The organism is Nocardioides antri (assembly GCF_008373765.1).
GTDB lineage: Bacteria > Actinomycetota > Actinomycetes > Propionibacteriales > Nocardioidaceae > Nocardioides > Nocardioides antri.
The window spans coordinates 155,842-173,873 of sequence record NZ_VUJW01000003.1 but is presented as its reverse complement, the minus strand read 5'-3'; the positions used below and the strand labels follow the sequence as shown (position 1 = coordinate 173,873).

Sequence of the window (18,032 nt, the reverse complement as noted above, 5' to 3'; positions counted from 1 at the left end):
GAGCCTCTTTCGCCGCGGTGCCGGGGTGCTGAGAGAATCGCACCCATGGCCGCGACGACTGAGCAACAGCCGCTGCCGGCGACGGCGCAGCCGGCGACGTCCGGGGGCGGGGCGCGACCGCGCGTGCTCTCGGGGATCCAGCCGACCGCGGACTCGTTCCACTTCGGCAACTACCTCGGTGCGCTCCGGCAGTGGGTGGACCTCCAGCAGGACCACCAGCCGTTCTTCTTCATCGCCGACCTGCACGCCATCACCGTCGAGCAGGACCCCAAGGTCCTCCGGGAGCGCACCCTCCGCGCCGCGGCGCAGCTGCTGGCGATGGGCATCGATCCCGCCCGGTCGGCGATCTTCGTGCAGAGCCAGGTCCCCGAGCACGCCCAGCTGGGGTGGATCCTCAACTGCCTGACCGGGTTCGGTGAAGCGCGGCGGATGACCCAGTTCAAGGACAAGTCGGCCAAGCAGGGCGAGGGGGCCGCGTCGGTCGGCCTGTTCACCTACCCGATCCTCCAGGCCGCCGACATCCTGCTCTACCGGCCGCACTTCGTGCCCGTGGGCGAGGACCAGCGCCAGCACCTGGAGCTGACCCGTGACCTCGCGCAGCGCTTCAACAGCCGCTACAAGAAGACGTTCCGGCTGCCGGAGCCCTACATCCTCAAGGCCACCGCGAAGATCGGCGACCTGCAGGTGCCGACCGCCAAGATGTCCAAGTCGGCGTCCTCGCCCAACGGCATCATCGAGCTGCTCGACGACCCCAAGGTCAGCGCGAAGAAGATCCGGTCCGCCGTCACCGACTCCGGCACCGAGATCCGGTACGACGTCGAGGAGAAGCCCGGCATCAGCAACCTGCTCACCATCTACTCCGCGCTCAGCGGCGAGCCGGTCCCGGTGCTGGAGGAGCAGTACGCCGGCAAGGGGTACGGCGCGCTCAAGGGCGACCTGGCGGACCTCGTCGTCACCTTCGTGACGCCGTTCCGCGACAAGACCCTCGAGCTGCTCGACGACCAGGCCTACCTGACCGCGGTCCTCCAGAAGGGCGCGGAGACCGCCGGGGGCGTCGCCGAGGCGACCCTGCGCGACGTCTACCAGCGGGTGGGCTTCGTGGCGCCGGCCCGCGGACCGGCCGGGGCCTGACGGCGTGCCGACCATCGGCGTCGCGATCGCGATCCCCGAGCCCTGGGCCACCGAGCTCCAGGACTACCGGACGGCCATCGGCGACCCCACGGCATCCGGTGTCCCGAGCCACATCACGCTGATCCCGCCGCTGGACGTCGACGACAGCCTCGTCGACGACATCGAGGCCCACCTCGACCGGGTCGCCCACCGCCACGAGCGCTTCCGCGTGCACCTGCGCGGGACCGGCACCTTCCGGCCCGTGTCGCCGGTCGTGTTCATCGCGCTCGCGGAGGGGATCTCCCAGTGCGAGCAGCTCGCGGACGACGTACGCGACGGTCCGCTCGCCCTCGACCTGCACTTCCCCTACCACCCGCACGTGACGGTGGCCCACCACCTGGGCGACGCGGAGCTCGACCGGGCGTTCGACGAGCTGGCCGGCTTCGACTGCGCCTTCGACGTCGGCGAGTTCCACCTGTACGTTCACGAGGGCGACCTCGGCTGGCAGTCGAGCCGCTCGTTCCCGCTCGAGGCAATCGGAATCTGACACAGGCAGGGTGATCTCGGTGCCGGCGATGGTGGACAGGATCAAGCGGCGGCTCGCGGACGCGCGCGAACGACGGCCGCTGCTCGACCAGCTGGTGCGGACGGTCGAGCACTACAGCGAGGTCAAGGGCAACATCCAGGCCGGGGCGGTGACCTACTTCGCCTTCATCTCGTTCTTCCCGATCCTCGCCCTGGCGTTCGCGGTCATCGGGTTCGTCGCGCGGGTCTACGACGGCGCGGAGAGCGACCTCGTCGACGCCGTCAACTCGGTGCTGCCGGGACTCGTCGGTGAGGGCGAGGGCGAGATCTCGCTCACCGACATCCGCGAGTCTGCGCCGGGGATCCTGTCGGTCGGTCTGGTCGTGGTGCTCTACTCCGGGCTGGGCTGGCTCTCGAGCATGCGGGACGCGCTGATCGTCATGTTCGAGCTGCCGGAGCGCGAGCAGCCCAACTTCTTCGTCGGCAAGGCCCGCGACGTCATCGCTCTGGCCATGCTCGGCGTCGTCCTCGTCGTGAGCGTCGGCGTCTCCGGCGTCGTCCGCGGCCTGTCCGAGCACATCCTCGACTGGATCGGTCTCGACTCCGAGCTCGGCTGGCTGCTCGGGCTCGTCGCCGTCGTCATCGGGTTTGCCGCCAACGCCCTGCTCTTCTTCGCCCTCTTCAGGATCCTGGCCGATCCCGGGCTGCCACGCCGCGCACTCTGGTCCGGCGCGATCCTCGGCGCCCTCGGCTTCGAGGTGCTCAAGCAGGTCTCGCAGCTCCTCCTGCAGTCGACCGCCAACTCACCGGCGTTCCAGGCCTTCGGCATCGCCCTGATCCTCGTCGTGTGGATCTACTACTTCTCCCGGGTGGTCATGTACGCCGCCTCGTGGGCCTACGTCCACCCGGCGTCGCGGGCGCTCCGGCCGGTCGGCGCTCCACCCGTCCAGGGTCCGTCGTCACCGTCGCTGCCGTGGCGGGAGCGCCTCGCGGCCGATCGCGAGGCCGAGGAAGGCACGGCGGCGCGCTGGGCCGCCCCGTTCGCGGCCGGCAGTGCCGTCACGCTCGCCCTCGTCGCCGTACTCAGGAAGAAGGAGCCTCGATGAGGCTCGAGCGCAGGCACGCGATCCTGCTCCTCGCCGTCGCGGCTTGGAACGTGCTCACGTTCGGTAACTTCGCGGCGAACCTCTGGTCGGCTTACGACGCGGGGGAGGACCGCTCCACCGGCTACTGGGTCGCCCACACCGTGCTCATCGTCGTGAACTTCCTGATCGCGGCGCTCCTCGGCCGGCTGGGCTGGAAGGCGTTGCGCGCCACCAAGGCGTGAACCGGTTCTGACGGCAATCGCGCGACTGCCTGACGAACGCCCGTGTGGCGTGCATACTTCGGATCGGCGAGGGCTCGGTCTGCGGGCCGACCAAGGAGGTCCGGGATGAGTCGACGACAGCGGTCCGAGCGGGAGAAGGCACTGCGGTCGCGGGTCGCCCGCGCCAAGACGCTGCGGCGCCGGGCTCGTGCGGCCCAAGCGCGCCGAGCGGCGACCGCTGCCGCGGCGGCGGTGACCCTGGCCGGCACCGGGACCGCTGCGGCAGCGCCGTCCGCGACCGCCCCGACGTCGGAGGTCGCGGGTTCCTCGCTCGTCCACTGCGACGGGGCGACGACCCCCGGCAGTTCGCCGAACAGCCTGACCGACGTCGACGGGACACTGTTCTTCACCGCCTCCGACACCCGCGGCACCGGCCTGTGGCGGTCCGACGGCACCGCGGACGGGACCGTGCGGCTCAAGCACCTCGGGTCCGGCGGCGACGGCGACTACGAGTACCACTACGACGGAAGCAGCATGGTCGGTGTCAACGGCGCGCTGTTCTTCACGGTCGAGGGTGGGGGCGGCGACGAGCTGTGGCACTCGGACGGCACCAAGGCCGGCACCGTCCTGGTCAAGCGGTTCGAGCCCTCCGACGACGGTGGGTACGACGAGGACGGCGGTCTCTCGAGCCTGACCGCGGTCGGTGACACGCTGTTCTTCACCGCGGACGACGGCGTCCACGGCGAGGAGCTGTGGAAGTCCGACGGGACGCCGGGCGGCACCGTCCTGGTCAAGAACATCCGGCCGGGCGACGACGGCGGCTACTACGACTACGGCCCGTCGAACCTGACGGCGGTCGGTGACACGCTGTTCTTCACCGCCGACGACGGGACCCACGGTGACGAGCTGTGGCGCTCCGACGGCACCACGGCGGGGACCGTCCTGGTCAAGGACATCCGCCCGGGCTCCTACAGCAGCAGCTCCGGCCGGCTGGTCGGCGTCGGCGACGTCCTGTTCTTCCGGACCAGGGACGGTGTCCACGGCCGGGAGCTGTGGACCTCGGACGGCACGGCAGCCGGGACGACCCTGGTCAAGGACGTCTACCCCGGCGCGCGGTCCAGCGACCCCGAGGCGATGGTGGCGCTGGGTGACACGGTGTTCTTCGCCGCCGACGACGGCACCCATGGCCGTGACCTGTGGACCTCCGACGGCACGGAGGCGGGCACGGTCCTGGTCAAGGACCTCCCGTCCGACGACGAGTACTACGGCCTCAGCGACCTGGAGCCTGTGGGCGACACGTTGTTCTTCGCCGCCGCCGACGGCGCCCACGGCCAGGAGCTGTGGCGATCGGACGGCACGGAGGCCGGCACCGTACTGGTCAAGGACATCCGGCCCGGCGAGTACCCCGGCTACCCCTCGCAGCTGACCGAGGCCGGAGGCGCGTTGTTCTTCACCGCCCGCGACGGCGTGCACGGGCGGGAGCTCTGGCGTTCCGACGGCACCGAGGCGGGCACCTCCCTGGTCGAGGACATCGGACGCGACACCGAGGGCCGCAGTCCGAACACCCTGGTCGAGTCCGACGACGAGCTATTCTTCGCCGCCGACGACGGCACCCATGGTGAGGAGCTGTGGCGCTCGGACGGCACCGAAGCCGGCACGGCCCTGGTCAGGGACATCAACACCGGCGGTGATTTCGCCGTCGCCTCCCGGGGTGACGCCAACACCACCACCGGCACGCTGCGGGTCCGGGTCGTCGTCGACGGTGCCGGGACGCTCGTGCTCGCCCCGGCCGGTGAGCGCCGCTGGATCAAGCGGGCAGTGCGCGAGGTGAGCGGCTCGGACCGGATCAGGACCAGCATGACCCTGGAACCGACCCGTGCCGCGAAGAGACAGCTACGACGCAACGGGGAGCTCCGGGTGCGGGCCCGGTTCACGTTCACCTCGTGTGGCGGGACCGTCAGCAGCGTGACCCGTCGCTACACACTGAAGATGCGGTGACCGCACCGCACGACACGCCGGCCCCCTCGCCTGGCGGGCCCCCGCCGACCGAGGTCCGGTTCCACCACAGCATCGGCCTCCCGGGACTGCTCGACGAGGCGCAGTGTGCACTGCTGGTCTCCACCTACCAGGCGGGGCAGGTCGTCGCCGTCGGGGCCGCCGACGAGCGGCTGACCTTCTCCTTCCGCCGGTTCGACCACGCCATGGGCCTCGCCCTGGGTGCCGACGGTCTCGCGGTCGCCGGGAAAGGGCAGGTATGGATGCTCCGCGACCACTCCGAGCTCGCGCCCGCCATGTCTCCCGCCGGCCGTCACGACCGCTGCTGGCTGCCGCGCTCCTCGGTGGTCACGGGCGGAATCCAGTGCCACGAGATCGCGTGGGGGACGACCCCGGCCGGCGAGCCCGACCTCTGGATCGTGAACACCCGGTTCTCCTGCCTCGCCGGGCTCGACGAGCGCTTCAGCTTCGTGCCGCGCTGGCGTCCGCCGTTCATCTCGGCCCTGGCGCCGCAGGACCGGTGCCACCTCAACGGCCTCGCCATGCGCGACGGGTCCCCGGCCTTCGTGACGGTGATGGCCCTCTCCGACGAGCCGGGCGGGTGGCGCAAGCGGCGCAACGACAGCGGGGCCGTGCTCGACGTGGCGTCGGGCTCGCCGGTGACCACCGGGCTGGCGATGCCGCACTCGCCGCGGTGGTACGACGGCCAGCTGTTCGTGCTGAACTCCGGGATGGGGCGGCTCGAGCGGGTGGACCTCGCGACGGGAGGGCGCGAGGTGGTGGCCGCCCTTCCCGGCTATGCCCGGGGCCTCGCGATCCACGGCGGCCTCGCCTTCGTCGGGCTGTCGAAGATCCGCGAGACGGCCATCTTCGGCGGTGCCCCCATCGCGGCCTACCACGACCAGCTCAAGTGCGGCGTCGGCGTCATCGAGCTCAGCACCGGCACCACGGTCGGCACCTTGGAGTTCGCCTCCGGCGTCGAGGAGATCTTCGACGTCCAGGTGGTCCCGGGCGCGCTCAGCCCCACCTTCGGGGAGACGGACGGGGACGCCGACGACATCTGGGTGCTGCCGCACCAGCGCGAGCCGCACCGTGAGGAGGTCGGACGATGAGTCGACCTCAGCGTCCGCCGCCAGGTGGAGCCCGCTCGTCCGAGCCGCCGCTGGACCTCGCCTTCCAAAGCAGCGCGTCGCGCCATCAGCTCCTCGTATCGATCTCCAGCCACGATCGCTTCCTCCCATGGCTCGCGTCAGCAATGCGCTCTACACCAGACGCGGAAGTAGCGTGCGGCTCCGCACGCCGTGCGGCGTGAGCGGGCGTGCAGGGGGCGCCGACGGGGTCGTCGTGTCGTTGACCGATCATGAACCTCATGGAGGACCAGCAGGTGCCGCAGTCTGCCGAGGGTGAGGCGAAGGTCATCACGCTCTGCGGCTCGACCAGGTTTGAGGCTGAGTTCGCGGAGGTCAACCAGCGGCTCACGATGGAAGGTTGCGTAGTGATCAGCCTCGGAATGTTCAGCCTCCCCGATCTTCCGGACTACGACTGGACAGCCGACAGCTCGGACCTGAAGGGGCGGCTCGGCGGCGTGCACTTCCAGAAGATTCGCATGGCTGACGAGGTGTACATCGTGGATCCGGGCGGCTACGTAGGTGAGTCGACCCGACGGGAGATTGCCTACGCGGAGTCGCTCGGCAAGCCGGTTCGGTATCTGAGTCGCGAGCGCTTGGCTCGAACGGGAGACGGCCCCCAAGGGTGAGCCGGCAGGACGGTCCCGGTTACCACTGGTGGCGGAGCGACCTCATCTTCCGGCGGTCAGCGGCTGTTGTGAGAACTCATGCCTACCGCGACTATCCCCACCAGGCCAGCGGCGACGCACGCGCAGCCTGTGAGAGTCAGCCAGTCGCCGCCCATCGCGTCCTCGAGGACCGTCCCTCCGACGCTGAAGAGGACGATGCCGATCACGGCGTACAAGCCGCCCACGTCCAGGCCTGCACTCTTGCGTCTGGCCGACCTGGCTGTGCGCCTGCCGCGCGCCAGGGCTAGGAGGAGCCTTCGGGTGCCTCGAGCCTTCTCATCGCCTCATCGAAGGCGCGACCGGCTGCCCGCCAGGGCCCCGACGGCCCGCCCTCCTCGGCCAACCCGAGCAGGTGCGGGGTCAGGTCACCGCTGAAGCCCTCGCTGGCTTCGCGCGGCAGCAGCGAGGGCAGGTTGTCGATGGCGACGACCTCCAGCGGCGCGGTGCCGCGCTCCGGGGCGCCGGAGTGCAGTCGCCGGACCGGCTCCTGCCATGTGGTGATCTCGGTGTTCACCGGGAGCATGTTGGAGGGACCGGTGACGTCGCAGGTCACGTCCGCGAGCACCCGCAGCCGCCGCTCGTGGTCCAGGTCCGCATGCTCCACGAACGGAGTCGTCGGGGTGTGCGTGACCACGCAGTTCACCAACAGGTCATGGCCGAGGAGCGCCTGCTTGTGCAGGTCCCGGGTCTCCTGGCGATCCCATCGGGTGATCGCCAAACCGGCGGTCATGAGTGCCCGTTGGGCACCGCGACCGGATCGCCCCTGCGCCCCGGTGACGAGCGCCAGCAGTTGATCGGTCCCGGCCTTTCCGGCCTGCTCCAGCGCGGCGTCGAGCTCGTGCCTGGCCGTCGGGGCGAGCGGCGCGGCCAGCGATCCGGCCAGGTGCAGCACGCCGAGTGCGGCACCCACGTAGCCGGCCCAGTAGCCGAACGCGACCACCCGCTTGCCGTCATTGTCGGTGAGGTACTCGATGTCGAGCAGCCGACCGCCGCCGCGGCGGAACCGCTCCAGGGTGCGCCGAGCGCCCTCTTGGCCCTTGAACGCGTGCGCGAAGTAGATGTGCCGGTGGCGCAGCGACGCCGGCTCGTCGGGGAGCTCCTTGATCCCGAGGACGTAGGCGTCCTGGGGCGCGTCGGGCCACGTGCCCTGGCCCACGACGGACGCCCCGGCCGCGGCGTACTCCTCGACGGCGAAGATGCGTTGGGGCGACTCCTCGACCGTCACCTCGAACCCGGCGTCCAGCAGCAGCGGGACGTCGCCGGGTGCGAGAGGCGCACGCCGCTCGGTGCTGCGGGACTCCGAACGGATCCACACATGGACGGGCTGCATGCGGTCAGGATGCCACCACCCCCACGGAGAACGCGCGACACCAGTCGTCCAGAACCAGTCACAATGCTGTGGTGCCAGTCATCCTCGTCCTGATCTGCGTGGTACTCCCGCTGGTGATCCTGACGGGAATCGGAGCACGCCGTCGTGGGCTGGCCGTGCTCCCTGCGTCGATCGCAGGACTGCTCTTCCCAGTGAGCTGGACCGTCTGGTACGTACGTGACGAGCACCCCTATCAGCGTGCCCACCGACGAGCAGCCTGACGACACAGCGCTCTGCTTTCGGCAAGTGCGCGGACCTTGGTGCGGCAGTAGCGTGCGCTTCTCATCATGGCGGCCGATGCGTAGCCTTCGAGCGTGACCGACCCGGCATGTCCCATCTGCGCCGGTCATCGTGGGGAGGGCGATCTCGTCGCTCCAGTGGTGTGGCGCGACGAGCTGGTGTGGGTCAAGCATCTGGTCAACCGACCCATGCCCGTCACGTTGGGGCATCTCATTGTCGAGACCGACCGGCACGCGCCGTTCGTTGACTCCCTCACGGATGAGGAGTCGGCAGCGGTCGGACGAGCGGTTCGGGACGCGGCGAGAGCGTTGCGCTCCGAGCTTGATATCGATGCAGTGCATGCGATGGTGATCAACACACGGCTCGAGCATTTCCATGAGCACGTGGTGGTTCGGCACCGCGGCACCCCGGACGACTACTCCTGGCACCAGGTCGATGAGTGGTCGGATGCTCCCACGGGTGGACCTTCCGAGGTAGCCAGTCTGTGCAAGCGTCTGGCTCGACACTTCCGGTAGATGGCGACCGCTCATCGGCATGTGCGCGCAGGGCGGAACAGGCACCGTGCCAGACATTGGTAGTCCAGTCTTCGCGGTTCAGTCCGGTTCGCAGATGTAAAGCTGGAGCGCCGCATCTGCGGTGAGTGGCGCACGGGACCAGTCGCCGAATCGTTCAACAACCCGGAGGCCGCCGAGCCTGAGCAGCAGCGGTAACTCCTGGGGGAAGATGCTCCTGATCTCAAGCGGGGCGACCACGAAGTCGGCCTCGGAATCGGTCGAGAAGTACCACCTCCCGCGAGTCACCTGCGCGGCCGCGTCGTAGGTCTCCGCGACATCGACATGCACTACGCCACGATCGGGATCCACGAACGACAACGCGTCGCGCCTTCGTCGAACGCCGTCGGCCTCGGCAAGCATGCGCACGCTCGGGTTGAACACGTCGAAGACGAGCTGCGCTCCGGGCGCCAGGTGCCTTCGCACGGACCGGAAGCAGCCCACCAAGTCCTCAGCCTCATGCAGATGGAGCAATGAATTGGCGGCGATCAACACGAGGTCGAACGTTCGGCCCAGGTCGAACTCGCGCATGTCGCCCTGCACCCACTCCACCTCCACGCCGCGCTCGCCCGCCTTGCGCTGAGCCTCGGTAAGCATGTCCGGCGAGAGCTCCAGGCCCATGCACGGATGCCCGTCGGACGCGATCGGGATCAGCTTGGTTCCGGTGCCACACCCGAGTTCCAAGACACACCCGCCTTGCCGATCGGCCTCGACCCTGTAGAACTCGAGGGCCTGTTCGCCTCCGGGGAACAACCGGTCGTACAACCTCGCGTCCGAGTAGAACTGCTCGCTCATGAAGCGCACCCTCCTGGCCGGATCTTGGGCAAACCTGCCTCTCGGCCGACAAGCAGCACCCGGGCCATTGTCGCGATCAGGCCGAGATCGCTCCACGGCTTATCGAAGCGACCGCACATCGGCAGCGCCCTCGGCGCGGCAATAGCGGGCGTCGGGGTGCAGAGACAGTCGCCGGCCCTCACGCCCGGGTAGTGGCTACGACACCCGGGCAGTGGCCGAATCGACAACTACCATGGAGCTGTTGTCACTACCCGGGTGGTCGACCACCCGGACAGGGACCACAGCACCCGGGCAGTCCGCGGCGTCGCGCTCTTCTCGGCAGCTGCGGGGATGAGCCGGGGCGAGATGGCGCTTGGTGTCAGTGGCCGTGCCGCATCGCCGTGCGAAGGTCCTTGTTGAGCTGGCTGATCACGTCCAGCGGGATCTCCTTCGGGCACGCAGCGGCGCACTCGCCGATGTTGGTGCAGCCGCCGAAGCCTTCGTGGTCGTGCTGGGCGGTCATGTCGACGACCCGGCTCCACCGCTCCGGCTGGCCCTGCGGCAGCTCGGCGAGGTGGGTGATCTTGGCGCCGAGGAACAGCGACGCCGAGCCGTTCGGGCACGCGGCCACGCAGGCACCGCAGCTGATGCAGGTCGCGACGTTGAACGCCCGGACCGCGTTGTCGCGGGGGACTGGGACCGAGTTCGCCTCAGGTGCCGAGCCGGTGTTGGCCGAGATGTAGCCGCCGGACTGGATGATCCGGTCGAGCGCCGAGCGGTCGACGCAGAGGTCCTTGAGCACCGGGAACGCGCCCGACCGCCACGGCTCGATGGTGATCGTGTCGCCGTCCTTGAAGGAGCGCATGTGGAGCTGGCAGGTCGTGGTGACCTCGGGTCCGTGCGCTTCCCCGTTGATCATCAGCGAGCACATGCCGCAGATGCCCTCGCGACAGTCGGAGTCGAACGCGATCGGCTCCTCGCCGAGCTCGTTGAGCTGCTCGTTGAGGACGTCGAGCATCTCCAGGAAGCTCATGTCCTCGGAGATCCCGGACACCTCGTAGGTGTGGATCCGGCCCTTGTCGGCAGCCCCGCTCTGGCGCCAGATCTTCAGGGTGAGGTTCATCGTCCCGGCGCTCACTTGTAGGACCTCTGCTTCATCTCGATGGCGGTGTAGACCAGGTCTTCCTTGTGCAGGACCGGCGGCTGGTCCTCGCCGGCCCACTCCCAAGCGGCGACGTAGGCGAACTCGTCGTCGTGGCGCAGGGCCTCGCCGTCCTCGGTCTGCGACTCGGCCCGGAAGTGGCCGCCGCAGGACTCGCGCCGGTTGAGCGCGTCGATGCACATCAGCTCGCCGAGCTCGAGGAAGTCGGCGACGCGGCCGGCCTTCTCGAGGCTCTGGTTGAGCGAGTCCGCCGTGCCGAGCACCTTGAGGTCGGTCCAGAACTCGCGCTTCAGCTCGCGGATCATGTCGATCGCCTTGCGCAGGCCCTCGGCGTTGCGCTCCATGCCGCAGTACTCCCACATGATGTGGCCGAGCTCGCGGTGGAAGCTGTCGACCGAGCGGGAGCCGTTGATCGACATCAGCTTGTCGATGCGCTCCTGCACCGAGGCCTTGGCCTCGGCGACGGCCGGGTGCGACTCGTCGAGGGGCTCGAACGGTCCCTCGGCGAGGTAGTCGCGGATGGTGTGCGGCAGGACGAAGTAGCCGTCGGCCAGGCCCTGCATCAGCGCCGACGCGCCGAGGCGGTTGGCGCCGTGGTCGGAGAAGTTCGCCTCGCCGGTCACGAACAGGCCGGTGATGGAGGACTGCAGGTCGTAGTCGACCCACAGCCCGCCCATGACGTAGTGCACGGCGGGGTAGATCCGCATCGGGACCTCGTAGGGGTTCTCACCCGTGATCCGCTCGTACATGTCGAAGAGGTTGTCGTACTTCTCGCGGACCGCATCCTCACCGAGACGCTCGATCGCGTCGGCGAAGTCGAGGTAGACGCCGCGGCGGAAGTCGCCGACCATCGGGCCGACACCACGGCCCTCGTCGCACACGTTCTTCGCCTGCCGGGACGCGATGTCGCGGGGGACCAGGTTGCCGAAGGACGGGTAGATCCGTTCCAGGTAGTAGTCGCGGTCCTCCTCGGGGATGTCCCGCGGGTCCTTGGTGCAGTCCTCGGCCTTCTTGGGGACCCAGATCCGGCCGTCGTTGCGCAGCGACTCCGACATCAGGGTCAGCTTCGACTGGTGCTCACCCGACACCGGGATGCAGGTCGGGTGGATCTGCGTGTAGCAGGGGTTGGCCATGTAGGCGCCCTTGCGGTGTGCGCGCCACGCGGCGGTGACGTTCGAGCCCATCGCGTTGGTCGAGAGGTAGAAGACGTTGCCGTAGCCACCGGAGGCGAGTACGACGACGTCGGCCAGGTGGGTCTCGATCTCGCCGGTGACCATGTTGCGCGCGATGATGCCGCGGGCCCGACCGTCGGCGACGATCACCTCGAGCATCTCGTGACGGGTGTACTCAGTGACGGTGCCGGCCTTCACCTGGCGCTCCATCGCCTGGTAGGCGCCGATGAGGAGCTGCTGGCCGGTCTGGCCGCGGGCGTAGAAGGTCCGCGACACCTGGACGCCGCCGAACGAGCGGTTGTCGAGGAGGCCGCCGTACTCACGCGCGAACGGGACGCCCTGCGCGACGCACTGGTCGATGATGTTGGTGCTGACCTCGGCCAGCCGGTAGACGTTCGACTCGCGCGAACGGTAGTCGCCGCCCTTGACGGTGTCGTAGAAGAGCCGGTGGACGGAGTCGCCGTCCTCCTTGTAGTTCTTGGCCGCGTTGATGCCGCCCTGCGCGGCGATGGAGTGTGCCCGGCGCGGGGAGTCCTGGTAGCAGAAGGACTTCACGTTGTAGCCGGCCTCGCCGAGCGTGGCGGCTGCGGCGCCACCGGCCAGGCCGGTGCCGACGATGATGATCGAGAGCTTGCGGCGGTTGGCCGGGTTGACCAGGCGGGCCTCGAACTTGCGGGTCTGCCAGCGGTCGGCGATCGGCCCGTCGGGCGCCTTGGTGTCGGCGATCGGCGCGCCCGGCGTGTAGTAGCCGGCGGCGTCGTCGTACTGGCCGGGGGACGGCTCGTCGTGGGAGCGGTCGGACGTGAGGGTGGTGTCCGGCATGTCAGTCATGTCAGGTCTCCGTTGAACCTTGGCGCGGTCAGTCGATGATGCCGGCGAGGATGGCGATCGGGACGATCGAGAAGCCGCCCGCGATCAGGATCGCGATGGCGAACGAGATCGTCTTCGCGCGCGCCCGGCTCGCCGCCGTACCCGTGAGGCCGAGTGTCTGCAGCGAGCTCCAGACGCCGTGGTGGAGGTGGGCGCCGAGCATCGCCATCGCCGCGAGGTAGATCAGCGTCATCCACCAGACGTCGAAGGTGTCGACCAGCAGGTTGTAGGGGTCGTCGGTCTCACCGCCCTGCACGTTGACCTTGCCGAACGTGAAGTTCACCAGGTGCCAGACGATGAAGAGGAGGAGGGTGAAGCCGCCCCAGCGCATGAGCCGGCTGGCCGGGATGGCGCCGGTGTGCTTCTTGACGACGTACTTCACCGGCCGCGCCTTGCGGGCCCGCCGGGTCAGTTCGACCGCGGCCGCGACGTGCACGATCAGCGCGATCAGCAGTCCGACGCGCATGAGCCAGATGAAGCCCATGTGGGGAAGCAGCGGCTCGCCGAACTCGCGAAGGTGGTGGGCGTACTCATTGAAGGCGTCGTGGCCCGAGAAGGCCTTGAGGTTGCCGTACATGTGCCCCAGCACGAAGCCGACGAACGCGAGGCCGCTGACGGCCATCAGGAGCTTCAGCGCGATCGACGTGCGGGACGCGCGAGCTCCGTCGACGAGAGTTGGCCTGGTCGTTACGGGATCTGCCACGGCCGGTCACGCTACCGCGCGACGCCTGTCACAGTGAAAGCAGTCTCGTGTGACTTACGTCCGGTTAGGTTACCCTTACCAGATTTTGGCAGCGCTCCCTATGCACCCCGTCGGTGTGGCCCCTTTCACAATCGCTGTCGAGTGTGCAGACTCAGGCCCGGCAGAGCGGGATGGGCATCCGGAGGTGCAGGTGGCGACTGGCGTGCAAGGCCCAGGTCGAGCAGAGATCGAGGAGCGGACGCTCCGGACCGACCGATGGTGGTTGTCGCCGCTGGCGACCTTCCTCGTGTTCAGCGCCTTCGTCGTGTACGCGACGATCCGCGCGTTCATGGGGACGGACTACTTCGCCGACCCCTACCTGTCGCCGTTCTACTCGCCGTGCCTCGGCGACTGCGTCGAGGGTGCGTCGGACTTCGGCCAGCCGTTCCAGTGGTGGCCGCTGTCGGCGGCGCTGATCATCCTGATCTTCCCGCTCGGCTTCCGGATGACCTGCTACTACTACCGGAAGGCCTATTACCGGGCGTTCTGGCTGTCGCCGCCGGCGTGCGCGGTCGCGGAGCCCCACGGCTCCTACAGCGGCGAGACCAGGCTCCCGCTGCTCCTGCAGAACCTCCACCGCTACTTCTGGTACGCCGCGGTGCTGGTCGCGCTCATCCTGAGCTTCGACGTGATCCTCGCGTTCCGCGCGATGCCGGACGAGTACGCCGTCGGTGACGGCGAGACCTCCGGCATCCACATGGGCCTCGGCACGGTGCTGATGGCTGTGAACGTCGTGCTGATCTGGCTCTACACGCTCTCCTGCCACTCCTGCCGCCACATCGTGGGCGGCCGGCTGCGGCACTTCTCCAAGCACCCGGTGCGCTACCGCATGTGGACCTGGGTGTCGAAGCTCAACGCCCGCCATCCCCAGTACGCCTGGTACTCCCTGTTCTCCGTGGCACTGGTCGACCTCTACATCTTCCTGCTCGCCACCGACGTGATCGACGACCTGAGGTTCTTCTGACCACCCCACGAAGTGCTCAGCTCCCCCGCTTCGTTCCTCCGCTGACAACTCCGCGGGGACCCCGGAAGGCAACCAATGACTGATTCTCCAACCGGCACCAGGCACCCGATGACCGGCAACGAGATGTCCGGCGACGCCCAGGGCGGGATCGAGCGCCACCAGTACGACGTGATCGTGATCGGCGCCGGCGGGTCCGGCCTGCGGGCCGCGATCGCCGCGCACGAGGCGGGCGCCCGGGTCGCGGTGGTGTGCAAGTCGCTGCTCGGGAAGGCGCACACCGTGATGGCCGAGGGTGGGTGCGCCGCGGCCATGGGCAACCTCTACCCGGACGACAACTGGCAGGTGCACTTCCGCGACACGATGCGTGGCGGAAAGATGCTCAATCACTGGCGGATGGCGCAGATCCACGCCCAGGAGGCGCCCGAGCGGGTGATGGAGCTCGAGGACTGGGGGGCGCTCTTCGACCGCACCCAGGACGGGCTGATCAGCCAGCGCGACTTCGGTGGCCACCGCTACGCGCGGCTCGCGCACATCGGCGACCGCACGGGTCTCGAGATCATCCGCACCCTCCAGCAGCGGCTGGTCGCCCTCGGCATCGACGTCTACATGGAGTGCACGGTCACCGACCTGCTGAAGCGCGACGGCGCGATCGCGGGCGCGTTCGGCTACTGGCGGGAGTCCGGGCGGTTCATCGTCTTCGATGCCCCGGCGGTCGTCCTCGCCACCGGCGGCTTCGGCAAGGCCTGGAAGGTCACGTCGAACTCGTGGGAGTACACCGGCGACGGCCACGCGCTGGCCCTGCGCGCCGGCGCGACCCTCATCAACATGGAGTTCGTGCAGTTCCACCCCACCGGGATGGTGTGGCCGCCCTCGGTCAAGGGGCTGCTGGTCACCGAGTCGGTGCGCGGTGACGGCGGCATCCTCAAGAACTCCGAGGGCAAGCGGTTCATGTTCGACCACATCCCCGACTACTTCCGGAAGGAGACCGCCGACTCGATCGAGGAGGCGGACCGGTGGTACGAGGACAAGAAGAACAACCGGCGTCCCCCCGAGCTGCTGCCGCGCGACGAGGTGGCGCGCGCCATCAATGCCGAGATCAAGGCCGGCAGGGGTTCACCGCACGGTGGCGTCTTCCTTGACATCGCCTCGCGTCGTACGCCGGAGTTCATCAAGAAGCGGCTGCCGTCGATGTACCACCAGTTCAAGGAGCTGGCCGACGTCGACATCACGGCGGAGCCGATGGAGATCGGCCCCACCTGCCACTACGCGATGGGCGGCATCGAGGTCGACCCTGACACCGAGGTCTCCGTCGTCCCCGGCCTGTACGCCGTCGGCGAGTGCTCGGGCGGCATGCACGGGTCCAACCGGCTCGGCGGCAACTCGCTGTCCGACCTCATCGTCTTCGGGCGTCGCGCCGGGGACGCAGCAGCGTCGTACGCGACGTCGCTGCCGTCGCGACCGGAGGCCGCCGACGACGACATCGCCGCCGCCCAGGCGAGCGCGCTAGCACCGTTCGAGCTGGAGGGTCGCGAGAACCCCTACACGATCCAGCAGGACCTCCAGCAGACGATGAACGACCTGGTCGGCATCATCCGCGAGGGGAGCGAGCTGGAACGCGCGCTGGAGGAGGTCGAGCGGCTCAAGGAGCGCGCGGCGAGCATGTCGGTCGAGGGGCACCGGCAGTACAACCCGGGCTGGCACCTCGCGATCGACCTCCGCAACATGCTGCTGGTGGGGGAGTGCGTCGCCAAGGCAGCGCTCGCCCGGCAGGAGTCGCGAGGTGGCCACACCCGCAACGACTACCCCGGCCCCGACCCGGAGTGGGGCGACAAGAACCTCGTGCTGCGGCTCAACGACGACGGCACCGGGGTCGACATGACCGAGCAGGCGCTCCCGGCGATGCCCGACGATCTGAAGAAGTTCTTCGAGGAGTGAGCAGGCGATGGGCTATCAGCTGAAGATGCGGGTCTGGCGCGGTGACGCCGACGGCGGCGCCCTCGGTGACTACACCGTGGAGGTGTCCGAGGGCGAGGTCGTGCTCGACGCCCTCCACCGCCTCCAGGCGACCCAGACCGGGGACCTCGCCATCCGGTGGAACTGCAAGGCCGGCAAGTGCGGGTCCTGCAGCGCCGAGATCAACGGCAAGCCGCGGCTGCTGTGCATGACCCGGCTCTCCGACTTCGACACGAGCGAGACGATCACGGTGACGCCGCTGCGCGCCTTCCCGGTGATCCGCGACCTCGTCACCGACGTCTCCTACAACTACGAGAAGGCGCGCGAGCTGCCGAGCGTCGAGCTCGGTCCGCGCGACGCCGACGGCAAGCGCCGGATGATGCAGGTCGACGTCGAGCGGGGCCAGGAGTTCCGCAAGTGCATCGAGTGCTTCCTGTGCCAGAACACCTGCCACGTCGTACGCGACCACGAGGACAACAAGCCGGCGTTCGCCGGACCGCGGTTCTTCCTGCGCTACGCCGAGCTCGACATGCACCCGCTCGACATCCGCGACCGCCGGGAGACGACCCGGCGCGACGCCGGCATCGGTCTGTGCAACATCACGAAGTGCTGCACCGAGGTCTGTCCCGAGGGCATCAAGATCACCGACAACGCGATCATCCCGATGAAGGAGCGCGTCGTCGACAAGAAGTACGACCCGCTGGTGTGGCTGGGCAACAAGATCGGCCTGCGCAACAAGGACGACGACGGCCGCACCGAGGTCTGACGCTCCTGGAGCGCGACCGTCACCGCCCCCGGACCAGGCCGACGACGCCGGTCGCGACGCACCAGACCCCGATGAGGGACGCGACCGGGAAGATCGGGTCGAACAGGTCGGTGAACGCGATCGTCGCGGTGGCCAACGCGAACGCGAGGCCGCCGACGAGCCCCAGGGCGAGGACGATGCGGTTGCCGACCGTGCGTGTCACTCCACCGACGACAGCCAGCGTCGCGATCGCCAGCCCCCAGAGCGGGTTCACGACGGTCTCGACACCGGTGAACACGAGGACCAGGAACGACGTCCCACCGTCCTCGATCGCATCGGACTGGGTCGCGGCGAAGAGGTGGATGACCGCGCCGAGGGCGCCGATCACGGCGACGACGGCCAGGACCCGCACCACGCGTGCGACCCCCGACGGCAGCTCGGTGCGCCGGCCGAGGATGACGAGGGCAGCCGCGATGCCGGCCATCGCGAGCAGCATCACGGTGTGCGCGGGATACCAGAGAGAGTCGACGAGCATCGAGTGCAGCTGCTCGCTCTTGTCGCCGTGGTCGGACCCCTTCGGGTGGAGGGCGCCTCCGGCGAAGAAGGCGATGCCGCCGAGGATGAGGAGGAGCCAGGAGGACCGGCTCTCGGTGGTGCGGGTCGGGGTGGCGCTGGGAGCAGTGGTGGTCATGGCTCCACGGTCGTGCCGTCCCACCCCTGCGCGCACGAGGGCGGCCCCTGCGTTCTTCCAGGGTTAAC

At 69.0% G+C, this 18,032-nt stretch carries 17 protein-coding genes; 11 read left to right on the top strand and 6 right to left on the bottom strand.

Features of this window, described 5'->3' with window-relative positions; translation table 11 throughout:
* Nucleotides 1-45 precede the first annotated feature (45 nt).
* The 7 genes from trpS to F0U47_RS06965 all read left to right on the top strand — a co-directional run bounded on the left by trpS (nt 46) and on the right by F0U47_RS06965 (nt 6,692).
* Complete coding sequence (gene trpS, locus F0U47_RS06995) at nt 46-1,131, top strand: tryptophan--tRNA ligase (RefSeq protein WP_149749609.1); 1,086 nt, start codon at nt 46-48, stop codon at nt 1,129-1,131.
* Nucleotides 1,132-1,135: 4 nt separating this feature from the next.
* Nucleotides 1,136-1,657 carry a 2'-5' RNA ligase family protein gene (locus tag F0U47_RS06990; protein ID WP_149749608.1) on the top strand — a complete coding sequence of 174 codons (522 nt, stop codon included), beginning with the start codon at nt 1,136-1,138 and terminating at the stop codon, nt 1,655-1,657.
* Nucleotides 1,658-1,685: 28 nt separating this feature from the next.
* Nucleotides 1,686-2,741, top strand: coding sequence for a YihY/virulence factor BrkB family protein (locus F0U47_RS06985; RefSeq protein WP_149750509.1), 1,056 nt, complete (start codon nt 1,686-1,688; stop codon nt 2,739-2,741).
* Nucleotides 2,738-2,962, top strand: a complete 225-nt coding sequence (locus F0U47_RS06980) for an SCO4848 family membrane protein (RefSeq protein ID WP_149749607.1) — start codon at nt 2,738-2,740, stop codon at nt 2,960-2,962. The genes F0U47_RS06985 and F0U47_RS06980 overlap by 4 nt, the downstream gene beginning before the upstream one ends.
* A 105-nt stretch (nt 2,963-3,067) precedes the next feature.
* The gene (locus F0U47_RS06975) at nt 3,068-4,939 is read left to right on the top strand and encodes an ELWxxDGT repeat protein (RefSeq protein ID WP_149749606.1); all 1,872 of its coding nucleotides are present in this window, start codon (nt 3,068-3,070) and stop codon (nt 4,937-4,939) included.
* Nucleotides 4,936-6,048, top strand: coding sequence for a TIGR03032 family protein (locus F0U47_RS06970; protein WP_149749605.1), 1,113 nt, complete (start codon nt 4,936-4,938; stop codon nt 6,046-6,048). The genes F0U47_RS06975 and F0U47_RS06970 overlap by 4 nt, the downstream gene beginning before the upstream one ends.
* Before the next feature lie 257 nt (nt 6,049-6,305).
* The gene (locus tag F0U47_RS06965; protein ID WP_149749604.1) at nt 6,306-6,692 is read left to right on the top strand and encodes a hypothetical protein; all 387 of its coding nucleotides are present in this window, start codon (nt 6,306-6,308) and stop codon (nt 6,690-6,692) included.
* Between the two features lie 283 nt (nt 6,693-6,975).
* Here the strand turns inward: F0U47_RS06965 and F0U47_RS06960 are convergent, their stop codons facing one another.
* Nucleotides 6,976-8,061 carry a saccharopine dehydrogenase gene (locus F0U47_RS06960; protein ID WP_149749603.1) on the bottom strand — a complete coding sequence of 362 codons (1,086 nt, stop codon included), beginning with the start codon at nt 8,059-8,061 and terminating at the stop codon, nt 6,976-6,978.
* Nucleotides 8,062-8,414: 353 nt separating this feature from the next.
* Between F0U47_RS06960 and F0U47_RS06955 the strand changes: the two genes are divergently transcribed.
* The gene (locus tag F0U47_RS06955) at nt 8,415-8,855 is read left to right on the top strand and encodes an HIT family protein (protein ID WP_149749602.1); all 441 of its coding nucleotides are present in this window, start codon (nt 8,415-8,417) and stop codon (nt 8,853-8,855) included.
* Nucleotides 8,856-8,933: 78 nt separating this feature from the next.
* Here F0U47_RS06955 and F0U47_RS06950 read toward each other — a convergent pair whose 3' ends face one another.
* From F0U47_RS06950 to F0U47_RS06935, 4 genes are all read right to left on the bottom strand, one after another.
* The gene (locus tag F0U47_RS06950; RefSeq protein WP_149749601.1) at nt 8,934-9,686 is read right to left on the bottom strand and encodes a class I SAM-dependent methyltransferase; all 753 of its coding nucleotides are present in this window, start codon (nt 9,684-9,686) and stop codon (nt 8,934-8,936) included.
* A 358-nt stretch (nt 9,687-10,044) separates the two neighbouring features.
* Nucleotides 10,045-10,788: a succinate dehydrogenase/fumarate reductase iron-sulfur subunit gene (locus F0U47_RS06945; protein WP_149750508.1), complete on the bottom strand. Its 744-nt coding sequence runs from the start codon at nt 10,786-10,788 to the stop codon at nt 10,045-10,047.
* 11 nt (nt 10,789-10,799) lie between these two features.
* Nucleotides 10,800-12,821, bottom strand: coding sequence for a fumarate reductase/succinate dehydrogenase flavoprotein subunit (locus F0U47_RS06940; protein ID WP_149750507.1), 2,022 nt, complete (start codon nt 12,819-12,821; stop codon nt 10,800-10,802).
* 37 nt (nt 12,822-12,858) lie between these two features.
* A complete protein-coding gene (locus tag F0U47_RS06935) occupies nt 12,859-13,572 on the bottom strand; it encodes a succinate dehydrogenase cytochrome b subunit (protein WP_246159500.1) in 714 nt (237 codons plus the stop codon).
* A gap of 202 nt (nt 13,573-13,774) precedes the next feature.
* On the opposite strand from F0U47_RS06935, the gene sdhC reads away from it, so the two are divergent.
* From sdhC to F0U47_RS06920, 3 genes are all read left to right on the top strand, one after another.
* Nucleotides 13,775-14,575 carry a succinate dehydrogenase subunit SdhC gene (sdhC, locus tag F0U47_RS06930; protein ID WP_246159499.1) on the top strand — a complete coding sequence of 267 codons (801 nt, stop codon included), beginning with the start codon at nt 13,775-13,777 and terminating at the stop codon, nt 14,573-14,575.
* Nucleotides 14,576-14,650: 75 nt separating this feature from the next.
* Nucleotides 14,651-16,510 carry a fumarate reductase/succinate dehydrogenase flavoprotein subunit gene (locus tag F0U47_RS06925; protein ID WP_246159498.1) on the top strand — a complete coding sequence of 620 codons (1,860 nt, stop codon included), beginning with the start codon at nt 14,651-14,653 and terminating at the stop codon, nt 16,508-16,510.
* A 7-nt stretch (nt 16,511-16,517) separates the two neighbouring features.
* Complete coding sequence (locus F0U47_RS06920) at nt 16,518-17,294, top strand: succinate dehydrogenase/fumarate reductase iron-sulfur subunit (RefSeq protein WP_149749599.1); 777 nt, start codon at nt 16,518-16,520, stop codon at nt 17,292-17,294.
* Between the two features lie 19 nt (nt 17,295-17,313).
* On the opposite strand, the gene F0U47_RS06915 is transcribed toward F0U47_RS06920, so the two are convergent.
* Nucleotides 17,314-17,964 (bottom strand): hypothetical protein, encoded by a 651-nt coding sequence (locus tag F0U47_RS06915; RefSeq protein ID WP_149749598.1) that lies wholly within the window; start codon nt 17,962-17,964, stop codon nt 17,314-17,316.
* Nucleotides 17,965-18,032: the final 68 nt, after the last annotated feature.

What these genes read in the sequence shown, in the direction of transcription:
- F0U47_RS06965 (WP_149749604.1), top strand. Translation starts at nt 6,306, where the DNA reads ATGGAGGACCAGCAGGTGCCGCAGTCTGCCGAGGGTGAGGCGAAGGTC.
- F0U47_RS06920 (WP_149749599.1), top strand. Translation starts at nt 16,518, where the DNA reads ATGGGCTATCAGCTGAAGATGCGGGTCTGGCGCGGTGACGCCGACGGC.
- F0U47_RS06925 (WP_246159498.1), top strand. Translation starts at nt 14,651, where the DNA reads ATGACTGATTCTCCAACCGGCACCAGGCACCCGATGACCGGCAACGAG.
- F0U47_RS06980 (WP_149749607.1), top strand. Translation starts at nt 2,738, where the DNA reads ATGAGGCTCGAGCGCAGGCACGCGATCCTGCTCCTCGCCGTCGCGGCT.
- F0U47_RS06940 (WP_149750507.1), bottom strand. Translation starts at nt 12,821, where the DNA reads ATGCCGGACACCACCCTCACGTCCGACCGCTCCCACGACGAGCCGTCC.
- F0U47_RS06945 (WP_149750508.1), bottom strand. Translation starts at nt 10,788, where the DNA reads ATGAACCTCACCCTGAAGATCTGGCGCCAGAGCGGGGCTGCCGACAAG.
- F0U47_RS06950 (WP_149749601.1), bottom strand. Translation starts at nt 9,686, where the DNA reads ATGAGCGAGCAGTTCTACTCGGACGCGAGGTTGTACGACCGGTTGTTC.
- trpS (WP_149749609.1), top strand. Translation starts at nt 46, where the DNA reads ATGGCCGCGACGACTGAGCAACAGCCGCTGCCGGCGACGGCGCAGCCG.
- F0U47_RS06960 (WP_149749603.1), bottom strand. Translation starts at nt 8,061, where the DNA reads ATGCAGCCCGTCCATGTGTGGATCCGTTCGGAGTCCCGCAGCACCGAG.
- F0U47_RS06975 (WP_149749606.1), top strand. Translation starts at nt 3,068, where the DNA reads ATGAGTCGACGACAGCGGTCCGAGCGGGAGAAGGCACTGCGGTCGCGG.
- F0U47_RS06985 (WP_149750509.1), top strand. Translation starts at nt 1,686, where the DNA reads ATGGTGGACAGGATCAAGCGGCGGCTCGCGGACGCGCGCGAACGACGG.
- F0U47_RS06915 (WP_149749598.1), bottom strand. Translation starts at nt 17,964, where the DNA reads ATGACCACCACTGCTCCCAGCGCCACCCCGACCCGCACCACCGAGAGC.